21 protein-coding genes are annotated in these 24,196 nt (G+C 56.3%); 9 read left to right on the forward strand and 12 right to left on the reverse strand.

Annotation, left to right across the window (positions count from 1 at the left end; genetic code table 11):
• Nucleotides 1-30: 30 nt before the first annotated feature.
• From J1C54_RS12430 to trxA, 5 genes are all read right to left on the reverse strand, one after another.
• A complete protein-coding gene (locus J1C54_RS12430; RefSeq protein ID WP_229148311.1) occupies nucleotides 31-417 on the reverse strand; it encodes an SCP2 sterol-binding domain-containing protein in 387 nt (128 codons plus the stop codon).
• Between the two features lie 22 nt (nucleotides 418-439).
• Complete coding sequence (locus J1C54_RS12435; RefSeq protein WP_229148314.1) at nucleotides 440-589, reverse strand: hypothetical protein; 150 nt, start codon at nucleotides 587-589, stop codon at nucleotides 440-442.
• A complete protein-coding gene (locus J1C54_RS12440) occupies nucleotides 564-1,862 on the reverse strand; it encodes an ammonium transporter (RefSeq protein WP_229148316.1) in 1,299 nt (432 codons plus the stop codon). The genes J1C54_RS12435 and J1C54_RS12440 overlap by 26 nt, the downstream gene beginning before the upstream one ends.
• Nucleotides 1,863-1,874: 12 nt before the next feature.
• The gene (locus tag J1C54_RS12445) at nucleotides 1,875-2,213 is read right to left on the reverse strand and encodes a P-II family nitrogen regulator (RefSeq protein WP_229148320.1); all 339 of its coding nucleotides are present in this window, start codon (nucleotides 2,211-2,213) and stop codon (nucleotides 1,875-1,877) included.
• A 241-nt stretch (nucleotides 2,214-2,454) separates the two neighbouring features.
• On the reverse strand, nucleotides 2,455-3,324 hold the full coding sequence (trxA, locus tag J1C54_RS12450; RefSeq protein ID WP_229148322.1) for a thioredoxin: 870 nt from the start codon (nucleotides 3,322-3,324) through the stop codon (nucleotides 2,455-2,457).
• Between the two features lie 177 nt (nucleotides 3,325-3,501).
• Here trxA and J1C54_RS12455 point away from each other — a divergent pair, with 177 nt between their 5' ends.
• The 4 genes from J1C54_RS12455 (at nucleotide 3,502) to J1C54_RS12470 (ending at nucleotide 6,947) form a co-directional block, all read left to right on the forward strand.
• Entirely contained in the window at nucleotides 3,502-4,752 is a 1,251-nt protein-coding gene (locus J1C54_RS12455) for a hypothetical protein (protein WP_229148326.1), read from the forward strand.
• 11 nt (nucleotides 4,753-4,763) lie between these two features.
• Nucleotides 4,764-5,171: a hypothetical protein gene (locus tag J1C54_RS12460; protein ID WP_229148328.1), complete on the forward strand. Its 408-nt coding sequence runs from the start codon at nucleotides 4,764-4,766 to the stop codon at nucleotides 5,169-5,171.
• Between the two features lie 111 nt (nucleotides 5,172-5,282).
• Nucleotides 5,283-6,515, forward strand: a complete 1,233-nt coding sequence (locus J1C54_RS12465) for a hypothetical protein (RefSeq protein ID WP_229148330.1) — start codon at nucleotides 5,283-5,285, stop codon at nucleotides 6,513-6,515.
• Between the two features lie 15 nt (nucleotides 6,516-6,530).
• A complete protein-coding gene (locus J1C54_RS12470) occupies nucleotides 6,531-6,947 on the forward strand; it encodes a hypothetical protein (RefSeq protein ID WP_229148331.1) in 417 nt (138 codons plus the stop codon).
• On the opposite strand, the gene ung is transcribed toward J1C54_RS12470, so the two are convergent.
• The 6 genes from ung to recJ all read right to left on the reverse strand — a co-directional run bounded on the left by ung (nucleotide 6,932) and on the right by recJ (nucleotide 13,139).
• Nucleotides 6,932-7,630, reverse strand: coding sequence for a uracil-DNA glycosylase (gene ung / locus J1C54_RS12475; protein ID WP_229148332.1), 699 nt, complete (start codon nucleotides 7,628-7,630; stop codon nucleotides 6,932-6,934). The genes J1C54_RS12470 and ung overlap by 16 nt on opposite strands.
• Nucleotides 7,623-8,291, reverse strand: a complete 669-nt coding sequence (locus J1C54_RS12480; RefSeq protein WP_229148333.1) for a TetR/AcrR family transcriptional regulator — start codon at nucleotides 8,289-8,291, stop codon at nucleotides 7,623-7,625. The genes ung and J1C54_RS12480 overlap by 8 nt, the downstream gene beginning before the upstream one ends.
• 38 nt (nucleotides 8,292-8,329) lie before the next feature.
• The gene (gene lysS, locus J1C54_RS12485; protein WP_229148335.1) at nucleotides 8,330-9,805 is read right to left on the reverse strand and encodes a lysine--tRNA ligase; all 1,476 of its coding nucleotides are present in this window, start codon (nucleotides 9,803-9,805) and stop codon (nucleotides 8,330-8,332) included.
• A gap of 41 nt (nucleotides 9,806-9,846) precedes the next feature.
• Nucleotides 9,847-10,966, reverse strand: a protein-coding gene (gene prfB, locus J1C54_RS12490; RefSeq protein WP_229148337.1) for a peptide chain release factor 2 whose coding sequence is annotated in 2 segments (ribosomal slippage) — nucleotides 9,847-10,893 and nucleotides 10,895-10,966 — 1,119 coding nt in all. Because the reading frame shifts where the segments join, the coding sequence is not laid out codon by codon here.
• 91 nt (nucleotides 10,967-11,057) lie between these two features.
• Nucleotides 11,058-11,342: a hypothetical protein gene (locus J1C54_RS12495; protein ID WP_229148339.1), complete on the reverse strand. Its 285-nt coding sequence runs from the start codon at nucleotides 11,340-11,342 to the stop codon at nucleotides 11,058-11,060.
• A gap of 72 nt (nucleotides 11,343-11,414) precedes the next feature.
• Nucleotides 11,415-13,139: a single-stranded-DNA-specific exonuclease RecJ gene (gene recJ, locus J1C54_RS12500; protein WP_229148354.1), complete on the reverse strand. Its 1,725-nt coding sequence runs from the start codon at nucleotides 13,137-13,139 to the stop codon at nucleotides 11,415-11,417.
• 264 nt (nucleotides 13,140-13,403) lie between these two features.
• Here recJ and fadB point away from each other — a divergent pair, with 264 nt between their 5' ends.
• From fadB to J1C54_RS12520, 4 genes are all read left to right on the forward strand, one after another.
• Complete coding sequence (fadB, locus tag J1C54_RS12505) at nucleotides 13,404-15,554, forward strand: fatty acid oxidation complex subunit alpha FadB (protein WP_229148340.1); 2,151 nt, start codon at nucleotides 13,404-13,406, stop codon at nucleotides 15,552-15,554.
• A 22-nt stretch (nucleotides 15,555-15,576) separates the two neighbouring features.
• Nucleotides 15,577-16,752 carry an acetyl-CoA C-acyltransferase FadA gene (gene fadA, locus J1C54_RS12510; RefSeq protein WP_229148343.1) on the forward strand — a complete coding sequence of 392 codons (1,176 nt, stop codon included), beginning with the start codon at nucleotides 15,577-15,579 and terminating at the stop codon, nucleotides 16,750-16,752.
• A 153-nt stretch (nucleotides 16,753-16,905) separates the two neighbouring features.
• Nucleotides 16,906-19,191, forward strand: a complete 2,286-nt coding sequence (locus J1C54_RS12515) for an H-type lectin domain-containing protein (protein WP_229148344.1) — start codon at nucleotides 16,906-16,908, stop codon at nucleotides 19,189-19,191.
• A gap of 71 nt (nucleotides 19,192-19,262) precedes the next feature.
• On the forward strand, nucleotides 19,263-20,387 hold the full coding sequence (locus tag J1C54_RS12520) for an alpha/beta fold hydrolase (RefSeq protein WP_229148345.1): 1,125 nt from the start codon (nucleotides 19,263-19,265) through the stop codon (nucleotides 20,385-20,387).
• A 4-nt stretch (nucleotides 20,388-20,391) separates the two neighbouring features.
• Here J1C54_RS12520 and J1C54_RS12525 read toward each other — a convergent pair whose 3' ends face one another.
• Nucleotides 20,392-23,460 carry a DUF3427 domain-containing protein gene (locus tag J1C54_RS12525; protein WP_229148348.1) on the reverse strand — a complete coding sequence of 1,023 codons (3,069 nt, stop codon included), beginning with the start codon at nucleotides 23,458-23,460 and terminating at the stop codon, nucleotides 20,392-20,394.
• Between the two features lie 186 nt (nucleotides 23,461-23,646).
• Here J1C54_RS12525 and J1C54_RS12530 point away from each other — a divergent pair, with 186 nt between their 5' ends.
• Nucleotides 23,647-23,976 (forward strand): hypothetical protein, encoded by a 330-nt coding sequence (locus tag J1C54_RS12530; protein WP_229148350.1) that lies wholly within the window; start codon nucleotides 23,647-23,649, stop codon nucleotides 23,974-23,976.
• Nucleotides 23,977-24,196: the final 220 nt, after the last annotated feature.

The following is a 24,196-nucleotide window of genomic DNA, read 5'->3' on the forward strand; positions in this document are numbered from 1 at the left end:
CCGCAGGCCCCTTTTTTTGCAGCAAAAACCTTACGCAGTTTCAGCAGCAATTTTCTTCATCAGCTCAACCTGAGCAGCGGTCGGCTGTGCAGTCTGCAGCGCCATCAACTTGCTCATGTCGCCTTCGATGCGGATCTGACCGGTCATAAAGCCCTGCATACCAGCAGATTGATCACCTTCAATGAAGATGCGCTTGGCCAGATCAGCCGGCAGGATCATTGTGGTCGGTGCGTTCGGATGATGACCTTCTTCCAGCATTCCGCCTACCAGAGACATTGCCTTGTCAACAGAACCACCAGTGATGGTGACATTGATAATCAGGTCAGCCAGCGCCGCCGGGGCTTCCAGAGCACCAGCTTCATCACGCAGAGTCTTAACCATGGCGAACCAGCCTTCAGACAAAAATTCCTGACTCATAATTATCTCCTCGATGTTGTTGTCATAACTCGTCCTGTTCAAACGAGCGTTCGAAACGTTCAGTACCATATAGAAAGGCCCGAATCATGGCAATAGCGCCAGCGTCCATGCCGGCGAGCATTCCTGTCAGGCTGCAAAAGGCCGGATCAGAGGTCGTAACCACGCTCTTCATGCAGGGCAATATCCAGCCCCTGAGATTCTTCTTCCGGAGTCACACGCAGAGAAGTGAACAAGCCAACCAGACGCAGGATGATCCATGTCGCAAGCGCTGTGTAGAGAGCGGTTGCCAGCACACCGACTGCCTGCACACCGACCTGATCCAGCATGCCGTAGTGATCAAAAGCGAAGCCGTAACCGGAGAACAGCCCCAGTTCGGTAGAAGCGAACACCCCTGCTGCCAAAGTGCCCAATATGCCGCCTACACCATGCACCGGAAACACATCCAGCGAATCATCAATTTTCAGGCGCTGCTTGATTAGCATTACTGCATAGAAGCACACCACCCCGGCAGCGAGGCCAATTACCAAAGCGGCTGCCGGGCTAACAAAGCCGGACGCCGGAGTAATAGTTCCAAGACCAGCGACCATACCGGTAGCAATACCCAGCGCCGAAGGTTTGCCAAACTTCTTCCACTCCAGCGCGATCCAGGCCAGCGAGCCCGCCGCCGCAGAAATATGGGTAACCAGCATAGCCATGGCCGCATTGCCATCCGCCGCAACAGCGGAACCACCATTGAAGCCGAACCAGCCAACCCAGAGCATGCCTGCCCCCATCACGGTCATGGTCATGTTATGCGGCTTCATCCCGGCGCCGGGAAAGCCATTGCGACGCCCCAGCACCAGAGCTGCCACCAGCGCTGCCACACCAGCAGTGATATGTACCACGGTGCCACCGGCAAAATCGTACAGGCCGAGCTCCGCCAGCCAACCACCACCCCACACCCAATGACAAACAGGCACATACACCAGCAGCAGCCACAGCATGGAGAACGTAAGCATGGCACCAAAACGCATGCGTTCCGCGAAAGCACCGACGATCAGTGCAGGCGTGATAATGGCAAAAGTCATCTGGAATAAGCCATGCAAAGCCGTTGGCAAGGTACCCGTGATCGACTCACGATCAATGCCACTGAAGAACACATAATCAAGACCACCAATCCAGGCATTGACGCTGCCTCCATCACTAAACGCCAGCGAATACCCCACCACTAGCCATAACAAGGATGCGCCGCAGGCAATGGCAAAACATTGCATAAGCACGGACAGCACGTTCTTTGCACGGACCAGGCCCCCGTAAAAAAGCGCCAGCCCTGGCAGAGTCATAAACAGGACCAGAGCAGTGCTGGTCAGAATCCATGCTGTGTCAGCGCCGTTCATCTGATCGGCGAACGCCAGCGCCGGACATAGCAGTGCCGCCAGCAGGAAAGATTTGCTGAAAAGTTTCATTGGTAGAATTCCTCAGATCGCTTCGCCGCCGGTTTCACCGGTGCGGATACGGACAACCTGCTCAAGCGCAGAAATAAAGATTTTGCCATCACCGATCTTGCCGTTACCGGCAGAACCGATAATGGCTTCAACGGCGGCGTCCACCTGCTCATCGCGGACGGCCAGCTCCAACTTCACCTTGGGGACGAAGTCGACTACATACTCGGCACCACGGTACAACTCGGTATGGCCCTTCTGGCGGCCAAACCCTTTCACTTCAGTAATGGTCATGCCCTGTATGCCGATTTCCGCCAAGGCGTCGCGAACATCGTCGAGTTTGAAGGGCTTGATCACGGCGGTGATCATTTTCATTTTTTATCTCCTGAGTGGCGGCTCACGCTGCACCAATATCGAACCTTATCAACAAGATGCACCGGATCAGGGCATGCAGAATGCGGGCCAGCTCAGGAGTTCAGTAATTTCAGTAGGTTAAGCTGAGTGGAGCGAGTAACGATGCATAAATGCACCATATTAATGCAGCATCGCAGGCGTTACGCACCAGCATGGATCACCCTGAGTGCTCCATGCTGGCACGATAGAAGCTGCAAAACAGTTAGTGCAGATAGTTGAACATCTTGCGGCGGTATTCACTGGCCAGCGGATCACCCTTGGGCAGGCAGTCAAACACCTTTAGCAACGCGCCACGGGCCAACCCGTCACCAAAGTCACGGTAATCACGCAGCATTTGCAGCAGAGCCTGCAGGCCAGTCTCAAACTGGCCTGCGGCGGCGGCCCGCAGGCCATATTGATATAGGTCTTCCGGGGTGGGAGTTGCTGTCACTCTGGCGGCCAGCTCCGCCAACGACACCGGTGCCGACTCCTCGAGTTCCTCCAGTAATGCAAAACGGGCTCGAAATGGCCGCAACTCAACCACATCCTCGGCGATTTCCGCTAGCACTGACTGAGCCTCATCAAGACGCCCTTCACCCAACAGATACTCCACCAGCAGCGCCCGAAAGCCATGACGCGCCGGCTCATGCAGCAACGCATCACGCAATGCCGCCTCAGCCTCGGCACCATGACCATGGGCCATCGCCAATCTGACCTGCTCTACAAAGGCCTCGGCACCGGCCTCCGGATCCGACTCTGCCAGCACCGGCGCCAGCCACTGGCGCAATGCCGCCTCGGTCTGGGCACCAACCAACTCATCCGCCAGCCGGCCCTGCACCACCAGTTTCAGGGTAGGCAAGCTACGAACCTGGAACTGAGCGGCCACCTCCTGCTGCTCATCTGCATTAACTTTAGCCAGCAGCAACCGGCCATCCAGCTCACGCACCAACTTTTCCAAAACAGGGGCCATCTGCTTGCAAGGCTGGCACCAGTCAGCCCAGAAATCGACGATTACCGGTGTCTGCATGGACGCCTCCAGAACCTGCTGGAGATTGGCGGAGGTAACATCAATGATGTGGCTGTCTGGTGTCACTGTGGGCTCCTGAAAACGGTGTGCGCTTAAAGGATGCAAGTATAGCAGGCAGCCCACTCACTGGTGGACGGCAGGGCCAAATGACACCGTTTTGACATTATTCAGAGGCTGAATCTAATATCAGCATTTCTACCTACCTGATAAAGACTTCAAATAACAAGCTGGGGGATCAACCGCATGACCGTCCTTTACCGTCTGATAACCGGTATTCTGGCCACTTCCGTCGCCACTTCAATCTGGGCAGAAGAGCTAGATGACCGCCTGGCCCAAGCAGAGGCCCGTCTCGCCGCGCTGGAAGCCCAGAGCATGTCCAGCGAGAAGTTTCGCTTTAATGGATTCATCACGCTGGGGATGGAAAGAACCAACACGATTGAAGGGATAGTAGTTGACCCGGCTCTGGGGCCCGTGGCCGGTCAACCCATTTCCTATCGTGGCAGCAATTCTGAAAACTGGAATCTACGCGAGTACAGCCGCGCGGGATTCCGCATTGAAACAGATATCAATGAACGTACCGGGGCAGTTATACAGATACTGGCCAGTGGCCAGAATGACTATGACGCCGAGCTACAGTGGGCCTACCTGTCCTACAACATCAAGCCGGAACTGGTATGGAGAGCAGGTCGTCTGGTGCTGCCGACCTACATGCACTCTCAATACACTCAAGCGTCCTATGCCTACCCCTGGATTGAGCTGCCCAGTCAGGTCTACGGCACACTCCCGGTGAATACAATGGAGGGCATGGATCTTACCTGGCAGTTCAGCACCGGCAATGTTGGTCATGCCCTGAATGTGACATGGGGCACCGCCGATGTGCCCACCGAAGTCGGACGCTACCTGGTAAACAACCAGGCCGGAATGAATCTGAAATCTTTCTTCGGCAATTTCACTACTCGTATCAGCTACTCCGTAGGAGAGACCGATCTCGATCTGCCAGACTTAACGGCCCTTGGCGGACCTGATTTATCGCCCTACAGCCTTGATAGCAGCTTCGGCTATTTCGCCAGCGTCGGCGGTCAGTACGATAACGGTTCAGTGCTACTAATCAGTGAAGTCGTACAGCTTGGTGTTAACGCTCCCTACGGCTGGTTCCCCACACAGACCGCCGCTTACCTCACCGCAGGCTATCGCATGGGACGGCTGATGCCTCACCTGACCTGGTCTGGGGTAGAGTCGGACGTCAATGACAGATGCGCATCCGCCCCAAGTGCCGTTGCTTGTGGCTCGCTGGTCTCGCAAAACGTGGCACGCTCAAAAAGCTGGACCTTGGGCGCACGATATGACCTGGATGCCGGCATAGCGCTTAAGGCCGAAGCTACTAGCTTCTACGATTTCACAGGTGACAAAACTGCCAACGGCACCCTGTTTTCAGGCCTGCCAACAAGCAACGATGTCGTAGTCTTCCGTCTCGCCGTGGACGCTGCATTCTAAGGAGAGCTGAAATGAAAAAATCATTCATTATGTTGCTGCTCTTCTTGCCGTTGTTGGCAAAGGCAGAGCTGGTAGTCGTAGCTGGCAGTGGCTCGGAATTTAGCTCGCTAACAGAAAGCGAAGTACGTCAACTTTTCTCTGGACAACTGAAAACTGTTGGCGGAAAGCGCGTGCAGCCATTGGACTTGCCCGTCAGCTCGAAGGATCGGGAGAGTTTCTACACCAAACTCATGGGTCGCTCACCAGAGCAGATGCGCGCTTACTGGACCAGACTGATCTTCACTGGTCAGGGCAAGCCACCAAGAGAAGTTTCCAGCGCTCAAGAGTTAACCACTCTGGTTAACTCAGGCGACTATATTGGCTATCTTCAAATGGATGCTGTGCCTGACAACGTTAAAGTGCTTTACCGCATTCAGTAGCAACAGGAACATGGGCGACCTTAGGGTCGCCCCGTATAAAAATACGGATTTACAAGGAAGCGAATCTCTGCCCATACTTATCGAATAAAATTCCATGGACAGGAAATAACAATGAGCAAACTTTATTGCTTGGGGGCAGGAGCCGTAATAGCACTTTGCCTTCCAGTCGGTGCTACAACTCTGGAGGATCGCATCGCTGCTGCAGAGCAGCGCATCAATGCCATTGAGCAGCAAAACAGCGAAATACCTGTTCGCATCAACGGCTTCCTCACTTATGCCATACAGCGCACCGACACGATCCGCGATGCACTTGGTAATGATATTACCTATGGCACAACCGGTACACAGTGGGACTCTCGCCCCCTGAGCCGGGCCGGCCTGAGACTCAGCGCAAAAATCAGCGACAAAAGCAGCGCAGTTCTTCAGCTGCTTGGCAGCGCCGAAGAAGACTACGACACCAGCATGCAATGGGCCTATCTGCAGTATGACGTATCGCCGGCACTGACCTGGCGAGCAGGCCGTTTGGTGCTACCGCTATACATGCATTCCCAATACACCCAAGCTGCATATGCCTATCCATGGGTCGAGTTACCTGCTCAGGTTTATGGCACTCTTCCGGTCGATACCATAGAAGGCTTGGACCTGACCTGGCAATTCACCAGCGGCCAAATACGCCATCGTCTGAATATTACCTGGGGTAACGCGGAGGTGCCTGGCGACGGGTTTTCTGGCGGCTTTCAAGGACGCGATCAGGCAGGCATCAATCTCAACTCTTCATTGGGCAGCTGGTCTGTACGGTTAGGATATGCCAGCGCCCAAACAAGCCTTGCGTTACCCGATTTGTCCGCATTACCGCCACCTAACACCGGGCCAGACCTATCAGCGCTCAGTCTTGATAGCGCCTACGGCTATTTCGCCAGCTTCGGCACCCAGTTCGATAACGGTCGCCTGCTGGTGATGGCCGAGATGGTAAGGCTGGGCATTGATGCCCCACAACATTGGCTGCCCACGCAAACCGCCGGCTATATCACTGCCGGATATCGCATTGGCAAAATGATGCCGCATCTGACTTGGGCTGCGGCGGACAGTGACGATGACTCTGACTGTGCCGCAGCCGCCGACCCGGCGGGCTGTCAATTTTTGTTATCGCAAAATTCCTCAAGATCAAAGTCATGGACTATTGGCGCTCGCTACGACCTGATCAGCGGCGTTGCCTTGAAAGCTGAGGCAACCCGCTTCCATGACTTTAGTAATAGCTCGGTTACCAATGGGGTGCTATTCAGTGGCCTACCAACCAACGGCAGCCCCATGGTGTTCCGCTTTGCCGTAGATGCCGTGTTTTAATTGTCAGGGAGACGCATGATGCTAAAGAAAGCCGCAGTGTTGTTAACCCTGCTGATGCCACTATTCGCTCAGGCGGAGCTCGTCATTGTCACAAACCAGGACTCACCGCTTAGCAGCCTGAACCAGAATGAAGTAAAGCAGTTATTCTCCGGGCAATTGCGGTCGCTAGCGGGGAAACCCGTGCAGCCACTGGACCTCCCCGCAAAAGACCCCACGCGGGAAAAATTTTATTTGCACATTATGGGACGGACGCCCGAACAGATGCGTGCTTACTGGACGCGACTTATATTTACTGGCCAAGGCAAACCTCCACGGGAGGTGTCTTCAAGCCATGAATTAAAAATACTTCTGGGTTCTTCAGCAGAGTATATCGGCTATATAGAAGAGGAAGCCCTGACCAGTAATATGCGGGTGCTTTACCAACTCCCTTGAGGAGCCCAGTCCACCGGCATTTTATCCTGAGCAACAAGATACTCATTGGCCTTGGAAAAATGTCCACAACCAAGAAAGCCCCGATGGGCTGACAGGGGCGATGGATGAGGGGCAGTCAGTACCAGATGTCTATCACGATCGATCAAGGCACCCTTCTTCTGCGCGTAACTGCCCCACAACATGAATACGATACCGTCACGCTCACGGTTTAGCCTGTCAATGACCGCATCAGTGAAGCGCTCCCAGCCCTTGCGCTGGTGGGAACCGGCCAGCCCCTTCTCTACCGTCAAGGTGGCGTTCAGCAATAGCACACCCTGATCAGCCCAATGCTCCAGATTGCCATTTTTGCTTGCCGGCTTCGCCAGATCCCGTTCGATCTCCTTGAAAATGTTAACCAGACTGGGCGGTGGACGGGTTCCTTCAGGAACGGAAAAACACAGGCCATGGGCCTGACCAGGACCATGATAAGGGTCCTGACCAAGGATCACGACTTTCACCTGATCAAACGGAGTGTGCTCAAAGGCATTGAAGATCAGGGAGCTGGGAGGATAAATCTCCTTGCCCTGCTGCTTTTCTGCGCGCAAGAAAGCTCGCAGATGCGTCATATAGTCACTACTTAACTCACCGGCCAGAACCTGCTTCCAACCAGCTTCAAGGCCAGCCCAGTCACTGGACTCAGTCATGCCGGGATGTCATGAACAGCTCCAGCATGCGCCGTACCAATGCTCGCAGGTCTTGCATGGAGAACTGCGGGTCCAGCAGCAGGCGATGCTCCAGATTCATGATCGATGCCCACATCAACTGCGCATCCTGAGCTGGCTCCGCAGTACCAAGCTTCTCACAGGCAGTCTGCAGAACCTCCACCAGTTTATTGGCGTACACCAGAGCCAGATCGCGCAACCGCTCGTCCAGCACCGCCTCCTGCATGAACGCCTGCTCAGCAATCAAGTGGTCACGTTTATCGCGCGACTCCTGATAGAGGAAGAAAGTGGTCATATCGGTCAGCGACTCCGTCAACCGTAGGCGCTCTGCAGGGTCCTGCAGCCGACCACTATCAAACTGCTCCAGCAAGCCGAATGCCTGCTCCCGGAACGGCTCAATCACCTCTGCCATGGCCTGCTCGGCAAACAGGGTGAAGGTGTCGGCGATCAGGTCAGAAATATCCTTGAAATAATAGGTTGTCGCTGACAGCGGCACATCAGCTTCCTTGGCAACTGCACGGTGTCGAACATTGCGAATCCCTTCACGAACAATAATTCTCAGCGCCGCTTCAAGGATACTGCGACGGCGCTGTTCACTACCTTCACGGCGAGCCTGACGGCCCTGATACTGAATGTCGGTCATAAGGCGCTCACTCCTTGACGTAAGTGTGTGCTTAAAAGCTACTTGTGTAGCGGCCGCATATGCGGAAACAGAATTACATCCCGGATTGAAGGTGAGTCAGTAAACAACATCACCAGTCGGTCAATACCAATGCCCTCTCCCGCAGCCGGCGGCATGCCATACTCCAGGGCAGCGATATAATCCTCGTCGAAAAACATTGCCTCATCATCGCCAGCTTCTTTCTCCGCCACCTGCTTGTGGAAGCGCTCGGCCTGATCTTCTGCATCATTAAGCTCGGAAAAGCCATTGGCGATTTCCCGGCCACCGACAAAGAACTCAAAGCGATCGGTGACGAACGGATTGCTATCGCTACGCCGGGCCAGTGGCGACACCTCCGTCGGATATTCGGTGATAAAGGTGGGCTGCTTTAGCTGATGCTCAACGGTTTTCTCGAAAATCTCGATCTGGACTTTGCCCAAACCATAGCTATCTTTAAGCGGAATACCCAGACCCTTGGCAATTTCTCTGGCCTCCGCTATATCACCGAGCTGCTGCTCAGTAACATCCGGATTAAAATGCAGAATGGATTCAACCACAGTCATTCGTGCAAACGGCTTGCCGAAATCAAAGGTTTCACCTTGGTATTCAACTTCCGTTTTACCAAGCACATTCGCGGCAACTGTACGCAGCATATCCTCGGTCAGATTCATCATGTCGCGGTAATCGGAATAGGCCTGATAGAACTCGACCATGGTGAATTCCGGATTATGCCTGGTGGATACACCTTCATTGCGGAAGTTGCGGTTAATTTCAAACACGCGATCAAAACCGCCCACTACCAGGCGCTTCAGATATAGCTCTGGAGCAATGCGCATATACATCTGCAAGTCCAGCGCATTGTGATGGGTAACAAACGGCCTTGCCGTTGCCCCACCAGGAATAACCTGCAGCATAGGGGTTTCCGCTTCGTAAAAGCCGCGCTCAACCAGATACTGACGTATGCCACTGATCACCGCCGCACGGATGCGGAAAGTATCTCGGGTTTCCTCATTAATAATCAGATCAACATAGCGCTGACGATAGCGCTGCTCGGTATCGGTCAGACCATGCCATTTCTCAGGCAAGGGGCGCAGGGATTTGGTCAATAGCTGCTGACGCTCAATCATCACATAGAGGTCGCCCTTGCCCGACTTATGCAGCACACCTTCAACACCAACTATATCGCCGATATCCCAGTGTTTGATTTCCTGTTGAATCGCCTTGTCCGCATAAATCTGAATACGACCAGACTGATCCTGCAGCACCATAAAGGGACCACGACGGGCCATTACCCGACCGGCCACCTTGGCGCGAATGGTCAAGGGCTCCAGCTCTTCCTTGGTCTTTTCACCATGGGATTGCTGCAGCTCGGCAGCCAGCACGTCATGACGAAAGTCATTCGGAAACGGGTTGCCCTGCTCGCGCAGCGCATCCAGCTTCTGGCGACGCTCGGCGATCAGTTTATTGTCATCATGGTGCTGCTGGTCGTCAGTCATTCTTTCACCTGGTTGCTGGTATGGCTCGGGCGACGAAATAATTACAGCCCGGATTTCAAGGAAGCCTCGATAAACTTATCCAGATCACCGTCCAGTACGCCCTGAGTATTACGGGTTTCTACGCCGGTGCGCAGATCCTTGATGCGCGCGTCATCAAGTACATAGGAGCGAATCTGGCTACCCCAGCCGATATCCGACTTGGTGCTTTCCAGACGCTGCTTCTCCGCATTTCGCTTTTGCACTTCCAACTCGTAAACCTTTGCCTTAAGCATCTTCCAGGCTTCATCGCGGTTCTGATGCTGGGAACGACCACTCTGGCAGGCGGCAACCACGGTGTGCTCTTCCTTGGTATCAGGATCGGTAAACACATAGGTCAAACGCACTGCCGAATCTGTCCGGTTAACGTGCTGGCCACCGGCGCCGGAAGCACGATAAGTATCGGTGCGTACCTTGCTCGGATCGATATACAGATCGAAATCGTCATCCACTTCCGGTGATACAAAAACAGAGCTGAACGAAGTGTGACGTCGACCACCAGAGTCGAACGGGGATTTGCGCACCAGACGATGAACGCCGGTTTCTGTTCGTAGCCAACCAAAAGCATATTCACCCTGAATATGCATAGTGGCGCTCTTGATGCCGGCAACTTCACCGGCGGACACTTCAATCAGCTCTACTTTGAAATCGTGAGCCTCGCACCAACGCAGGTACATGCGCAGCATCATCTCGGCCCAGTCCTGCGCCTCGGTACCACCGGAGCCGGCCTGAATATCAACGTAGGCGTTGCAGCTATCCATTTCGCCGGAGAACATGCGGCGAAACTCCAGACCAGAGACCACTTTCTCCAGTTGATCGATATCACCTTGCAGGTCTTCCAGACCGGACTCATCACCTTCATCGGCAAGCATCTGCAACAACTCGTCAGAGTCATCAAGGCCGCTGAAAAGCTGATCCAGATTCTTCACCACGCCCTCCAGCTGGGCGCGTTCACGGCCCAGTGTCTGAGCACGGTCGGGGTTGTTCCAGATGGCAGGGTCTTCGAGCTCGCGCTCGACTTCGGTCAGACGTTCCCGTTTTCCCGGGTAGTCAAAGGTACCCCCTCAACGCATCAGTGCGTTGGCGGATATCGGCGAGCTGGTTACGCAGCGGATTGATTTCCATGAAAAACTCATCAGCAAAGACGGAAAGGCGCGCATTCTAGCCGGTGTGGGGCCGGTTTTCATCCAGCCCCAAACTCCCTCAAGTGCGGAGCTCAGTCCACCAGCTCGTAAACATGGTACGAACGCGGCTCCATCTGGTTATAAGTGGTGCCCACATAATTGGCATCAGCGGGAATGCCCTGGCCGGTGTGGAACACCTTGAAGCGGCGCACATCGACGGCGGGATCCATCACCCCGGCCGCATCCAGCTCGGCCCAGATAAAAATACTCTTGGCCGCTAGCGAAAATTCCACCTTTAACGGACTGGCGTCCTCAGGCATACGCAGTTCCTGCACTTCGTCACCGGGTGTCAGACGGTATTTATGAATGGTCTTCATGTTCTCTCCTTAAGCCGGAACTGGCCTATCGGGATGGGATGCTATCAGAAAAGCCGCACCGTAGGAGCCGCTTCAGCGGCGATCTTTTGTGGCCAGCGGGATCAGATACTCAAACAATAACTGCGGCGAACGCTGGCCACGATAATCATTTACCCCGAGCTGGTAGATCCCTGCCACACGCTGGCAATTTCGCGGCCAATCCGCCACCGGGGCATTAAAGTGAATGGCGTCGATCACCCCGCGGCTGCTCGGCAGACCGAGGGTCAGCTTGAGGTGACGCTCGCCAACCACTCGCTGGTCCAGCACTTCAAACTCGCCATCAAAACGGGGCGCCGGAAAGCCCTGTCCCCAGGGATAGGCATGGGCCAGCAGCTCAGCATTTTTCAAGGTCAGCTCGGACTCTTCCAGTACGCCATCCGTGTCGATAACACTGGTGAAGATATCCGCCGGGGCAAGCTGCGCCACAATCTGTGCAAAAGCCTGACGAAACTGTTCCAGCTGGTCCGCCGCCAAGGTCAGCCCCGCCGCCATGGCGTGGCCACCAAACTTGCGCAGCATGCCGGGATGACGGGTAGCCACCGCATCCAGAGCGTCCCTCAGATGCAATCCCTGAATGGAGCGGCCGGAGCCTTTTAGCAAGCCCTTCTCTTGAGCCTTGGCGAAGGCGATCACCGGCCGATGTACCGCTTCCTTGACTCGCGAGGCAAGAATACCAACCACCCCTTCATGCCAGTGCTCATCATGCAGACACAGGCCCAGTGGCAGATCCCCTTTTTCCTTAAGGCGCTGTACCTGAATCATGGCCTCATCGCGCATGCCCTGCTCGATCCCTCGCCGCTCACGGTTGATGCTGTCGAGCTGCTCTGCCAACTCAGCGGCCCGACCAGTGTCATCACAAAGTAAACAACTGATGCCATAGGTCATATCGGAAAGCCGGCCAGCGGCGTTCAGGCGCGGACCAACAATAAAGCCCAGATCCTGGGCCACCACCCTTTCAGGATCACGACGGCCGACCCTAAGCAATTCAGGGATGGCGGGGATGCACTGCCCGGCTCGTATGCGGCGTAAGCCCTGCTCCACCAGAATGCGATTGATGCGATCGAGCACCACCACATCGGCCACTGTGCCCAGCGCCACCAGATCCAGCAGAGACGCGGGATTGGCATTGGCGGGCAACAACCCGGCATCACGCAGTGCACTACGCATGGCCAGAATCAGATAAAAGGCCACGCCAACGCCGGCCAGATTAAGAAAAGGTGACGCCGGATCAAGGCGCGGATTAACGATGGCATCCGCATCCGGCAGCAGTTCACCTGGCAGGTGGTGATCGGTGATTAACACCTTGATGCCAGCGGCATGGGCCGCGGCAACTCCATCAAGGCTGGCGATACCGTTATCCACGGTAATGATCAAATCGGGGGCCGCTTCCTGCCTGGCCAGCTCTACAATTTCCGGCGACAGCCCATAGCCATACTCAAACCGGTCTGGCACCAGAAAGCCCGGCGTGGGCAGCCCCAGCAACGCCAGCCCGCGCACCATCAGCGCGGTTGCGGTGGCGCCATCGGCGTCGTAGTCACCGATAATCAGAATCTTCCAGCCCTGCTGGCGGGCTTCCATTAGCAGGGCAACCGCCTTATCAAGGCCCGGCATAAGGCTCGGCGACGGCAGCTGATCAAGGGTCAATGGCACCTCATCAGGCCTCTGAATACCGCGTCCGGCCAGTACCCGCGCCAAAATCGGCGGCAGATCCTGCCATTCAAGCAGGGTGGACAGTTCACGACGACGTATTTGCGGCAGTTTCAAGGGAGGCCTCCTGAGGGTCGCGGCATTATAGACAGGATTGGCCAGACAGGCCCGCAGCCATTAGCCAGACCATCTGGTCACAATCAGGGGCTTAAATCCTTGCTTCACGCGCCTATACTTGGCGCCCGTTCCCTTTTGCCTTAGTGGGGACGTGGACATGCTGGAGTGAGCAAACGCTCACATGAAAGCGGTTTTATGACCACTTCAGCCGGGGCCGCCCCGTGCAGGCTCCGACCCAATCAACGTGGAGAGCAAACCATGATTTATTCCGGCAAGGCCGTCAGCGTGACGCTGCATGACGGTGGCATCGCCGAACTGAAGTTCGATCTTCAGGGCGAGTCCGTCAACAAATTCAATCAGGAAACCGTTGTCGATCTTGGCAAAGCTGTCGACGCCATCAAAGGCAACAGCGACGTCAAGGGCGTGGTGGTCACCTCGGGCAAGAGCGTCTTTATTGTCGGCGCCGACATCACCGAGTTCACCGACATGTTCAAACTTCCGGAAGACGAAATCGCCGGCTGGTGCCTGAAGTCGAACCAGGTGTTCTGCGCGTTCGAGGACCTGCCGGTCCCGACCGTTTGCGCCATCAACGGCATCGCCCTTGGCGGCGGTCTGGAAATGGCCCTGACCTGCGACTTCCGCGTAATGGCCGACACCGCTCAGGTGGGTCTGCCGGAAGTGAAGCTCGGTTTGTTCCCGGGCTTCGGCGGCACCGTGCGCATGCCGCGTCTGATCGGCGTCGATAACGCCGTCGAGTGGATCGCTGCCGGTGGCCAGCACAAGGCCGACAAGGCACTGAAAGATGGCGTGGTTGATGCTGTGGTTGCTGGTGACAAACTTTTTGATGCCGCCGTTTCGCTGATCAAGCAGTGCCTCGAAGGCAAGATCGATCACATGAAGAAGCGCTCGGAAAAACTCGAGCCGCTGAAACTGCCGCCGCTGGAAAACATGATGGCGTTCCAGACCTCGGGTGCGTTTGTTGCCCAGCAGGCTGGCAAGAACTACCCGGCGCCAGTGGCCGCCGTTAACGTCATGCAGCAGCACGGTGGCATGAAGCGCGACCAGGCGCTGGAAGCTGAAGCCAAAGGTTTCGCCAAAGTTGCCAAGACCCCGCAGGCAACTGCGCTGGTTGGTCTGTTCCTCGCCGATCAGGCGGTGAAAAAAGCCAATGGCGGCCACATGAAGAAAGGAGCCAAGGACCTGAACCAGGCCGCCGTACTGGGTGCCGGCATCATGGGTGGCGGCATCGCCTATCAGTCCGCCTCCAAGGGTACGCCGATCATCATGAAGGACATCGCCGACGCCGCGCTGGACCTGGGCATGGGCGAAGCGTCCAAGCTGCTGGCCAAACAGGTTCAACGCAAGCGCATCGACCCGGCAAAAATGGGCAAAACTCTGTCCATGATCCGCCCGACCCTGAACTACGGCGACTTCGCCAACGTTGATGTTGTTGTTGAGGCAGTTGTCGAGAACGAGAAGATCAAGCAGTCCGTGCTGGCCGAAACCGAAGGCACGCTGAAAGACGGCGCCGTGCTGGCTTCCAACACCTCGACCATTTCCATCACCCGTCTGGCCACCGCCCTGAAGAAGCCGGAAAACTTTGCCGGCATGCACTTCTTCAACCCGGTGCACATGATGCCGCTGGTGGAAGTGATCCGTGGCGAAAAAACCTCGGACGAAACCGTGGCAACACTGGTGGCCTACGCCACCAAGATGGGCAAGAACCCGATCGTAGTTAACGATTGCCCCGGCTTCCTGGTTAACCGTGTTCTGTTCCCGTACTTCGGCGGCTTCGGCATGCTGATGCGTGACGGCGCCGACTTCCTGGCCGTTGATAAAGTCATGGAGAAGTTCGGCTGGCCCATGGGCCCGGCATACCTGATGGACGTGGTCGGTATCGACACCGGTGTCCACGCTGCCAAAGTCATGGCGGATGGCTTCCCGGATCGCATGAAGCACGACTTCAAGGATGTGTCCGAAGTGCTGTTCGAAAACAAGCGCTATGGCCAGAAGACCAAAGCCGGCTTCTACCAGTACGTTCTGGACAAGAAAGGCAAGCAGGTGAAAACCGCAGATGCCACCACCTGGGAACTGATCAAGCCGCACGTCGCAGAGACCCGCGAATTCGATGCCGACGAAATCATTGCCCGCCTGATGATCCCGCTGTGCACCGAGACAGTTCGCTGCCTCGAAGACAACATCGTGGGCTCGGCTGCCGAAGCAGACATGGCGATGATCTACGGCATTGGTTTCCCTCCGTTCCGCGGTGGCCCGATCCGTCATATCGAATCCATCGGCATCAAAGAGTTCGTTGCCCTGTGTGACAAGTACGCACACCTCGGCAAGCTCTATGAAGCGCCGCAACTACTGAAAGACATGGCCGCTTCCGGCAAGTCTTTCTTCGCCTAATTAACGGATCAGGAGAAACGAAATGAGTCTGAATCCGAATGATGTAGTGATCGTTGATGCGGTCCGCACGCCCATGGGCAAATCCCGTAACGGCATGTATCGCCATGTTCGCGCAGAAAAACTTTCCGCCCTGCTGGTGCAAGCTCTTATGCAACGCAACCCGGGCTGGAAAACCGAGCAAACCGAAGATGTGATCTGGGGCTGTGTAAACCAGACCAAAGAACAGGGCATGAACATCGCTCGCAACATCGGTCTGCTCGCCGGCCTGCCACGCACCACCGCTGGCCAGACCATCAACCGTCTGTGCGGCTCGTCCATGCAGGCCCTGCACACCGCAGCGCAATCAATCATGACCGGCAACGGTGATGTGTTTGTTATCGGTGGCGTTGAGCATATGGGCCACGTTGCCATGGACCATGGCGTCGACCTGAACCCGGAAGCCAGTAAGTTCACCGCCAAGGCGTCGAACATGATGGGCCTGACCGCGGAAATGCTCGGCCGCATGCATGGCATCAGCCGCCTGCAGCAGGACGAGTTCGGCCTGCGCTCGCACATGAAAGCCTGGGAAGCCACCCAACAGGGCCGCTGGAAAAATGAGATCGTGCCGATCGAAGGCCACGATGCTAATGGCGGCAAAGTGCTGTGTGAAATCGACGAAGTGATCCGTCCGGAAACCACCCTGGAAGGTTTGCAGGCGCTGAAGCCGGTATTCGATCCGCGCAGCGGCACCGTCACCGCCGGTACCTCATCGGCACTGTCCGATGGCGCTTCTGCCATGCTGGTGATGAGCGCTGCCAAGGCGCAGGAAATGGGCCTCAAGCCACGCGCCAAAATCCGCGCCATGGCTGTGGCTGGTTGCGACGCTGCGATCATGGGTTATGGCCCGGTACCGGCCACCCAGAAGGCACTGGCCCGCGCTGGCCTGACCATTGACGACATCGACTACTTCGAGCTGAACGAAGCCTTCGCCGCGCAGTCCCTGCCGGTGATCAAGGATCTGAAGCTGATGGACAAGATGGAGGACAAGATCAACCTGAATGGTGGTGCCATTGCACTTGGCCACCCACTCGGCTGCTCCGGCGCCCGTATCACCGGCACCCTGCTAAACGTGCTTGAGTGGAAAGACGGCACCCTGGGTGTGGCGACCATGTGTATCGGTCTGGGTCAGGGTATTGCGACAGTGATTGAGCGGGTGTAACAAGCACTCACTCTGGTAAGTGAAGACCACACAAAGCCCCGACTTCATGTCGGGGCTTTGTGTAAAATCCCCGCCAAATTTGCAATAAAATGCCCCGCAGTACCGACAGATGCCCTACCCTGTAGCAAGCGCTAACAGGAAGGACTGCCCTGAATGAAAGTTGTTGATGTGTTCCTCGGCCAGAAGCGCCTCTGTCTGATGGCACTCGCCCTGATATTGCTGGGGCCGCTTTGCAGCGTTCACGCCATCTCCCTCAAGGCCAGCCGCGTTACCCTGAATAGCCCCACCGGCGCGAGCCCACCAAGCTTCACTACGATTAACTTCCGGCAGCCATTTGCAGCGCCGCCGGTGGTCATCGCTATGCCAACCAAATCCAGCGCTGACCCTTTTTCGGTTCGAATTCGTAATGTCACCAGCACGAGCTTTGAAGCCGCCGTGGTATTCCCTGATGGCACCACCAGCGCAACCCCTTCGATGGATCTGCACTATCTTGCCGTGCCTCCCGGCACCCACACTTTGGGCAGCAGCACCCTTGAGGTGGGCACCCTGAGCACCAGCGCGTTTCAAAGCAAGTTTGGTGGTGCCAGCTGGAGCAGCATCACGTTTACCAGCGGCTTTAGCCAACCGCCGGCACTGCTGACCACCATACAGACCATGAACAATGAGCCGGCAGCGGACCTGTCGACCGCGTCGGTACCCTGGATGACCGTGGCAGCCCGCAATCTCGCCACAACCGGAGCCCAGCTGGCACTCGAACGCGCGGAGGTCACCTCCGGCACCATTAGCGTGGCAGAGACCATTGGCTATGTGGCCATTACCAACAACACCAATACGGTTTTCAACGACTCTCTGGGCAACAGCATTCGACTTCAGGCAGTAAGCTCGGGGGATGTGGTCACCGATGGCTGTACCAACACTTCTTTCCCCGTTGCCTTCACCGGCCCTCCCCTACTGGTGGCAAGCCAGAATTCGCGCGACGGCGGCGATGGTGGCTGGGCACTACGTTGTGCTCTCAGTAACAGCATTGCTGGTACGCTGATTCAGGAAGATCTGGCCAGTGATACCGATACCACCCACACCACGGAGCTGGTTGGACTACTGGCCAGCAGCACCGCGTTCCGAGCCCTGCCGGCACAAATTGGCTTCGACCTGGAAATGGATCAAAGCACCCTGACGCCGGGAAGCGCCGGCGGCCTGAACTGGACATCAGTAAACTTTGCCAACGCTTTCTCAACCACGCCGCTGATTTTCGCGCTGCCCACTGATGAGGGGCCAGACCCGGCCTCCCTGCGTTTACGCAATATCACCAGCACCGGCTTCGACATCGCTCAGGTGGAACCGCTGAATGAACTCGGCGCCCACGAATCCATGACGGTGGACTATCTGGCGGTAATTCCCGGCGTCAACGTACTCGCCGAGGGCAGAGTCATTGAGGCCGGCAGCGTGGCGGTGATTGCCGAGCAGGCAGAACCATCTACCGGCATCACGACGAGCTGGGACACCATTACTTTCCAGTGGGATGGCTTCAGCCAGCCGCCAACCCTGATTACTGCAATACAGACCATCAATAACGAGCCAGCGCTGGACCCCGGCGCACCTTCCAGCCCGTTCCTCAATGTCACCACACAAAACCTGACAACTACCGGGGTGGAAGTGGCTCTGGAACGTGGCGAAGCCACAGCCGGATCCGTGGTGAGCAGCGAGCAAATCGGCTACCTGGCCATCGATGCCGGCATCACCGATACACTCACCGCCAACGACAGCCTGCCGGTGAGTTTCGAAACCCAGCAGCGCAGCGGCATTCTGGGCTGGGACAACGGTTGCTACAGCGGCGGCTTTGCGGGCAGCTACACCAGCACCCCGCTTGCCTATGCCAGCCAAACGTCGCGGGCCGGCAATAACGGCGGCTGGCTACGCCGCTGCGCCATATCGAATTCCAGCCTGGGATTAACCGTTGATGAAGATCGCTTCGGTGATACCGAGCGCGGGCATATCGCCGAAACTGCCAGCGTGTTGATCTTCGCCCGACCATTCGAGTACGACTTCCCCCAGGCCAATCTGGAAATCTCCTATCTGGTTGACGGCAACCCCGCCCTGGACGCAGACCCCGGCCAACCGGCGACCCTCAGTGTAGGAGCCAACAACATCGGAACCATCAGCACCTTCAACGTGCAACTGATTGCTGCGGTACCCGAGTTTGTTGGTCTGGTTATGGATGCCTTTGCCGGTCAGCCGCTGCAGTTTATCGACGACGCCCCTGCCACCGGCATGTCCATTGGCACCATCGAATATTCCGACGACAACCAGGCAAGCTGGACTTATGCACCGGCGGCCACCGGGGTCGACACCAACGTGACCCACTGGCGCACCACCCTGAACGGCAGCCTGCCGCCCGGACAAATCGTGACCGTGGAGTATCAGGTACAGGTTGCCCCCTGAACGGGGCGCGCAACCATATATTGGCCCCATCTGCGCTAGCACCCCATCGCGCGATGAGGGATAAAGTGTACATGCGTACACAAAGTTCGTCCTCATTCTCTCCCGATGCCCGCTTTTTGCTTGGCATCTCCCAGCTCAGCCTGTCACTGGCGGGCGAAATATCGGATACCGTAGGCACGGTACATCGGGAAGTGCACAGCTCCACGCCGCTTGGCCTGCTGCCACCGCAAACCCACATTGCCCGGCATGTCTTCGCCCTGCTGAAACACAGCTTCCTGCTGCCAGCGCGCATGATCGGCCTGGCCGGGCACCAGATCCCGCAGCGCGAAGTGGACACCATGACGCTCAGCGTGCAAGCCGCCATCAACGGTGTGTTCGGTGACATGCTCGCCGGCCAGAACAACCCTTTGGCGTTTGGCATGTCCCTGCACGGTGATACACCGGTCGCCGGCCAGCCGCTGGCACTGTTTGTCCACGGCCTGTGCCTGCACGAACAGTACTGGCACAACCCGGCACATCTGGCCTTTAGCGACGACCTGAGCAAGAAGGGTTTTCGGGTCAGCCGGCTGCGCTACAACAGCGGCCTGCCGATTGCCGAAAACGCCCGCCTGCTGGCAGAACTTCTTGAAACCACCGGCGCCTCGCGCATCGTGCTGATTGGCCACTCCATGGGCGGGCTGATTTCCCGCAGCGCGCTGCACCAGGCCAGCGACGCCGGCCTTCGCTGGGCCGGCCAGACAACACATCTGGCCGCCATCGGCAGCCCGCACCACGGCGCCGAAGCAGAACGCCTGGGCAACTACGCCAACCGACTACTGAACCTCACTCGCTGGAGCGCACCCCTGACCCGCCTTGGCAACCTGCGCTCTGCCGCCATCCACGACCTGCGCTTTGGCAACCTGCTACATAGCGACCGCGAACGCGCCGCCGACATCTTCCACACCCACGACCCGCGCGAACCGATTCCTTTGCCGGATCATGTTGAGCACTTGTTTGTGGCCGGCACCCGCACGGTGGAAAAGACCGCGACGAAACTGCGCAGTGATTTGCTAGTGACGCCAGCCAGTGCGTTGGCGGAAGAGTATCCGGGATCGCATGGCGTCACGCGGGAGTTGCTGCATGGGGTGGATCATATGCAGTTGCTGAGGGATGAGGGGGTTTATGGGCGGATGGGGAGGTGGATGGGGAGGAGCTGACGGGTCAGGCGACCGCCAGCGTCTGAAAAGAACGAAGCAAACGAGCTGGCATAGGAATTTCCAGCTTCCATGTAATGCTCATGGGGCGACTACCCTCATGCCTCTCATAGATCACCGGACCGAGATAACAGTATGGCTGGGAGTATCCACCAACCTTGGCCACGGTACGCACAAAGAGTAAAGGTGAATAGCCCATCGTTTGATGCTTGATATACCGCCGCCCAGTGGGGGAATCCTCGGAAGTAGTGCTCTGGGATTGCCAGTGGAAGCGATCGCTGCTGATAGCGTAGTCCTCGTAAAGGGTCGAGGGACTGTAATGCTTCTCGTTCTTCTCGATGGTGGCAAGAAATACATCTAGCTTCTTGTCCGGCAAGTGTCGCACACCCTCGCGCATTGGAGGCTGATTCGCCCAACTCCAGTTACCCGCAAGTATTAATACTTCATCTCGAGTGTAGCTCGAATGAGGCACTAGCAATGTATTAGCGGGCTGCACCTGATGCCGAATCAAGTTCGGACAACTCAGGCGCCATGCAATAAGCTCTCGAGCTTCTACAAGAATATCCGGGCTCTGACACAGCCTTTGCCAGATCATTTCTGGCTCATTCAACTCTAGCGGTTTGACAAGCGGCACCACTAGCGCATGCACCAATGGATCACTGCCCTCACCGCTCGTCAGCCATCGCAGCCAGCGAGCCAGTCGCAATTCGTCATCCGCATGAGCAATGCGACGCAACCACTTAGCCCAGATAACATTATCCGCAGCAATGGGCTTCTCTATCAAACTGGCCCGTGCGCAAAGCGCAGACCAGGTATCACGGCGATAGATGTCATCCGGATTCAAGCGGTAATGATCTAGGAAGTTAGCAAGAGTTAGAGGCTTGCCTGTATCTGCGGCGAACTCGGCTATATTTCTAACCAATGGTTGAGCCCCAGCAAGAAATGACTCCTTGATATTGGCAAGAATTCGCTCTCTGGCGACCCGCTCGAGCTGGATCGCACAACCTGCGGGAAGATGAGGAAAGCCTTCTTCCAGTTCCGCCTGAAGATCGGCTTCAGGCTTGGTAGACAAGGCTTTCAAACGCAGATCGAAACGGAACTTGCGATGCATCTGCCCAACAAAATCCAGCACCGTTAAGTAATCCTTATCCTCGGTCAGGCGAAGGCCTCTGCCAAGCTGCTGCAGGAATACTGTGAGACTTTCTGTCGGGCGCAGAAACAGAACAGCATCCACTTCCGGAATATCGATGCCCTCATTGTAAAGATCCACCACAAACAAAAAGTTAATCTCTCTCTGACGAAGGCGCTGTCGAGCACTATCACGAACCACATCCGTGCTACTTGCAGATAGCGCTAAAGCCGGGATACCTGCACGATTAAAAAACTCGGCCATAAATTCCGCATGAGCCACGCTGACACAGAAACCCAGCCCGCGAACCTCATGGATATTCAAGAGACGCTTACAACACTGATCAACAATATTTTGTGCTCGAACATGGTTCCCAGTAACCAGCTTGTCAATTTCACTGACACGATAACCGCCTCGCTCCCAGGTGAGCCTAGAAAAATCCATATCCGCAGTATCAGCCACGCCGTAATAATGAAATGGCACAACCAGCCGACGGCCTATCGCGTCCGGCAAACGAATTTCGCTTACAATCCTGTCGTCAAAATACTTGAGCACATCCTCGCCATCCGTCCGCTCCGGCGTGGCCGTTAAGCCCAGCAATACTGTTGGTCTGAGAGCATCGAGAATTCCTTGATAGCTCTCAGCGGCAGAGCGATGCGTTTCATCTATCAAAACATACTCAAAAGCACTTTCACCCCATTGCTGGGGAAGCTGTCGGCGATGCAGAGTTTGCACTGTTGCAAAAATATGTCGAGACGAACCAGGGTCATTATTGCCATCCAGCAGAGCGCCGAAATTCTGATCCCGCAGTACCGCCCGGAATGTGTGTAGCGTTTGCTGAAGGATCTCCCGCCTATGAGCAACCACGAGCAAGGACGGATAGGAACCACCTTGATCAGCCACAAAACGACGATAATCGAAAGCCGCGATCATCGTCTTGCCCGTACCGGTTGCGGCAACGACCAACTGACGGTGAGGCGGCGCCTTGCCGATCCGATCGCAGGCAAGTGCATCGAGGACTTCTTCCTGAAACTGATACGGACGGAGTTCAAAAACAGGTAGATTCTGGTTTCCCGCACCCTGCCCAGACTCCTTCTGCAAGGCAAGCCTTAGCCTATTCTCTTCAAAGGCTTCGAATTCTGCGTCCTGCCAATAGGTTTCGAAGGTAGCGAGTACTTTGTCCCAGATCGGCCTGTCTGCGTACTGGGTAACTTTGACCGTCCACTCCAGTCCCTCAGTAAGCGCTGGACGAGAAAGATTAGCCGAACCGATATAAGCGGTACTGAAGCCTGTTGCACGCTCAAATAGGTATGCCTTAGCGTGAAGCCGAGTACGGTGCACGTCGTAGGAAACCTTAACTTCCGTTTGCGGCAATTCCGCCAGCACCTTCACGGCCTGTAAATCCGTCGCGCCCATATAACTCGTCGTGAGCACTCGCAGTCTCGTGCCGGGGCGCTGTGTAAATGCCTCCAGAGCATCGCGCAACAAACTTATGCCACCCCACTTAATAAACGAGCAGAGAATGTCAACACGGTCCGCGGTGGCTAACTCCTGCTTGAGCTGGGAGAGCAGACTGGGATCCATCCGAGTCCCCGTGAGGAGACTGGTTTCACTTAATGGCGTATCAGGGCGCGTTTTCACCAAATCGGTAGCGCCAACAGCCAGCAAACGCTCAAGTGCGGCGGGCAAAAAGGCACCGTAGCTCTGACCATCATCCTGACGAGAAAGCAATTGAATAATCTGGTTAGCGAGCTCTCGCTGATGACTGAGGCGATCCTTTGCTGGCAATCGACGTAACGCTGCAGCGATAAGGTCTGACAGATGCTCGGCAAGGACGATATGGCTGTCCGCTGGGTCCAAGCCCTCGCGCAACACCTCCTCCGAAATTTGCTCCAGCTGTTCGGCCAGAGATTCGTCAATAACCTGCTCGTAGAGTCCGTTCTTCATACCGACAACCAGATAAAAGCCAGGCTCGCCAGGTTGGCGGAAGTCGCCATCTGAATCAATAACTGACAGCCAGAACCGATACCTCGCCCAGGCAATAGCTCACGCGAGTTTGCGAAATCACCCCCAGGCACCGGCCACGATTCCAGGGCACGCTGCCTCTCAGACAGCCAACCAAGGAGCGGAGCCATGACCAGCAAGAACCTCGAAATCCACTACCTCTATCGCGACGCCGCCAACTACAAGCAGTACGCCAGCGTCATAGTCCCCAATCCCAAAGGACTCACTCCCGAGCAGGTCAGGGCAGCGTTGCTCCAGTACTTTTCCGCCGACCAAGTCTGGCCCGACATCCTGCACTTTCGCCCGGAAGATCTAGGCTGGCCGACCGCCTACTTCGATGATCACGACGAAGCCGGCGATGACCTGAATCTGCACGAGCTGGAGAGCATCACCGATGCCAATAGCCAAACGACGGCAAGCCATGAGCTACCAAGCCCGCTATTCCAAAAGTTCGACTGACCACCACAGCTGCTGAAACACCCCGAGGATAAACACCTCAGCCTGCCACCCAGGGGTTGACAGCCAGCCCCCTATCCCAGACTATCTTGCACGATCGTACCAATATGATATCCGGCAGCAGTCGAGCGTTCGCTCAGGAACCGGAAGTTCCGATAACAACAACAAGGAAATCGATGATGCGCCGCACCCGCTTGTACCCTGCCCTGCTGCTCGCCTGCCT

Origin of the sequence: Alcanivorax sp. 1008, from assembly GCF_020667895.1 — a bacterium.
Classification (GTDB): Bacteria; Pseudomonadota; Gammaproteobacteria; order Pseudomonadales; family Alcanivoracaceae; genus PGZG01.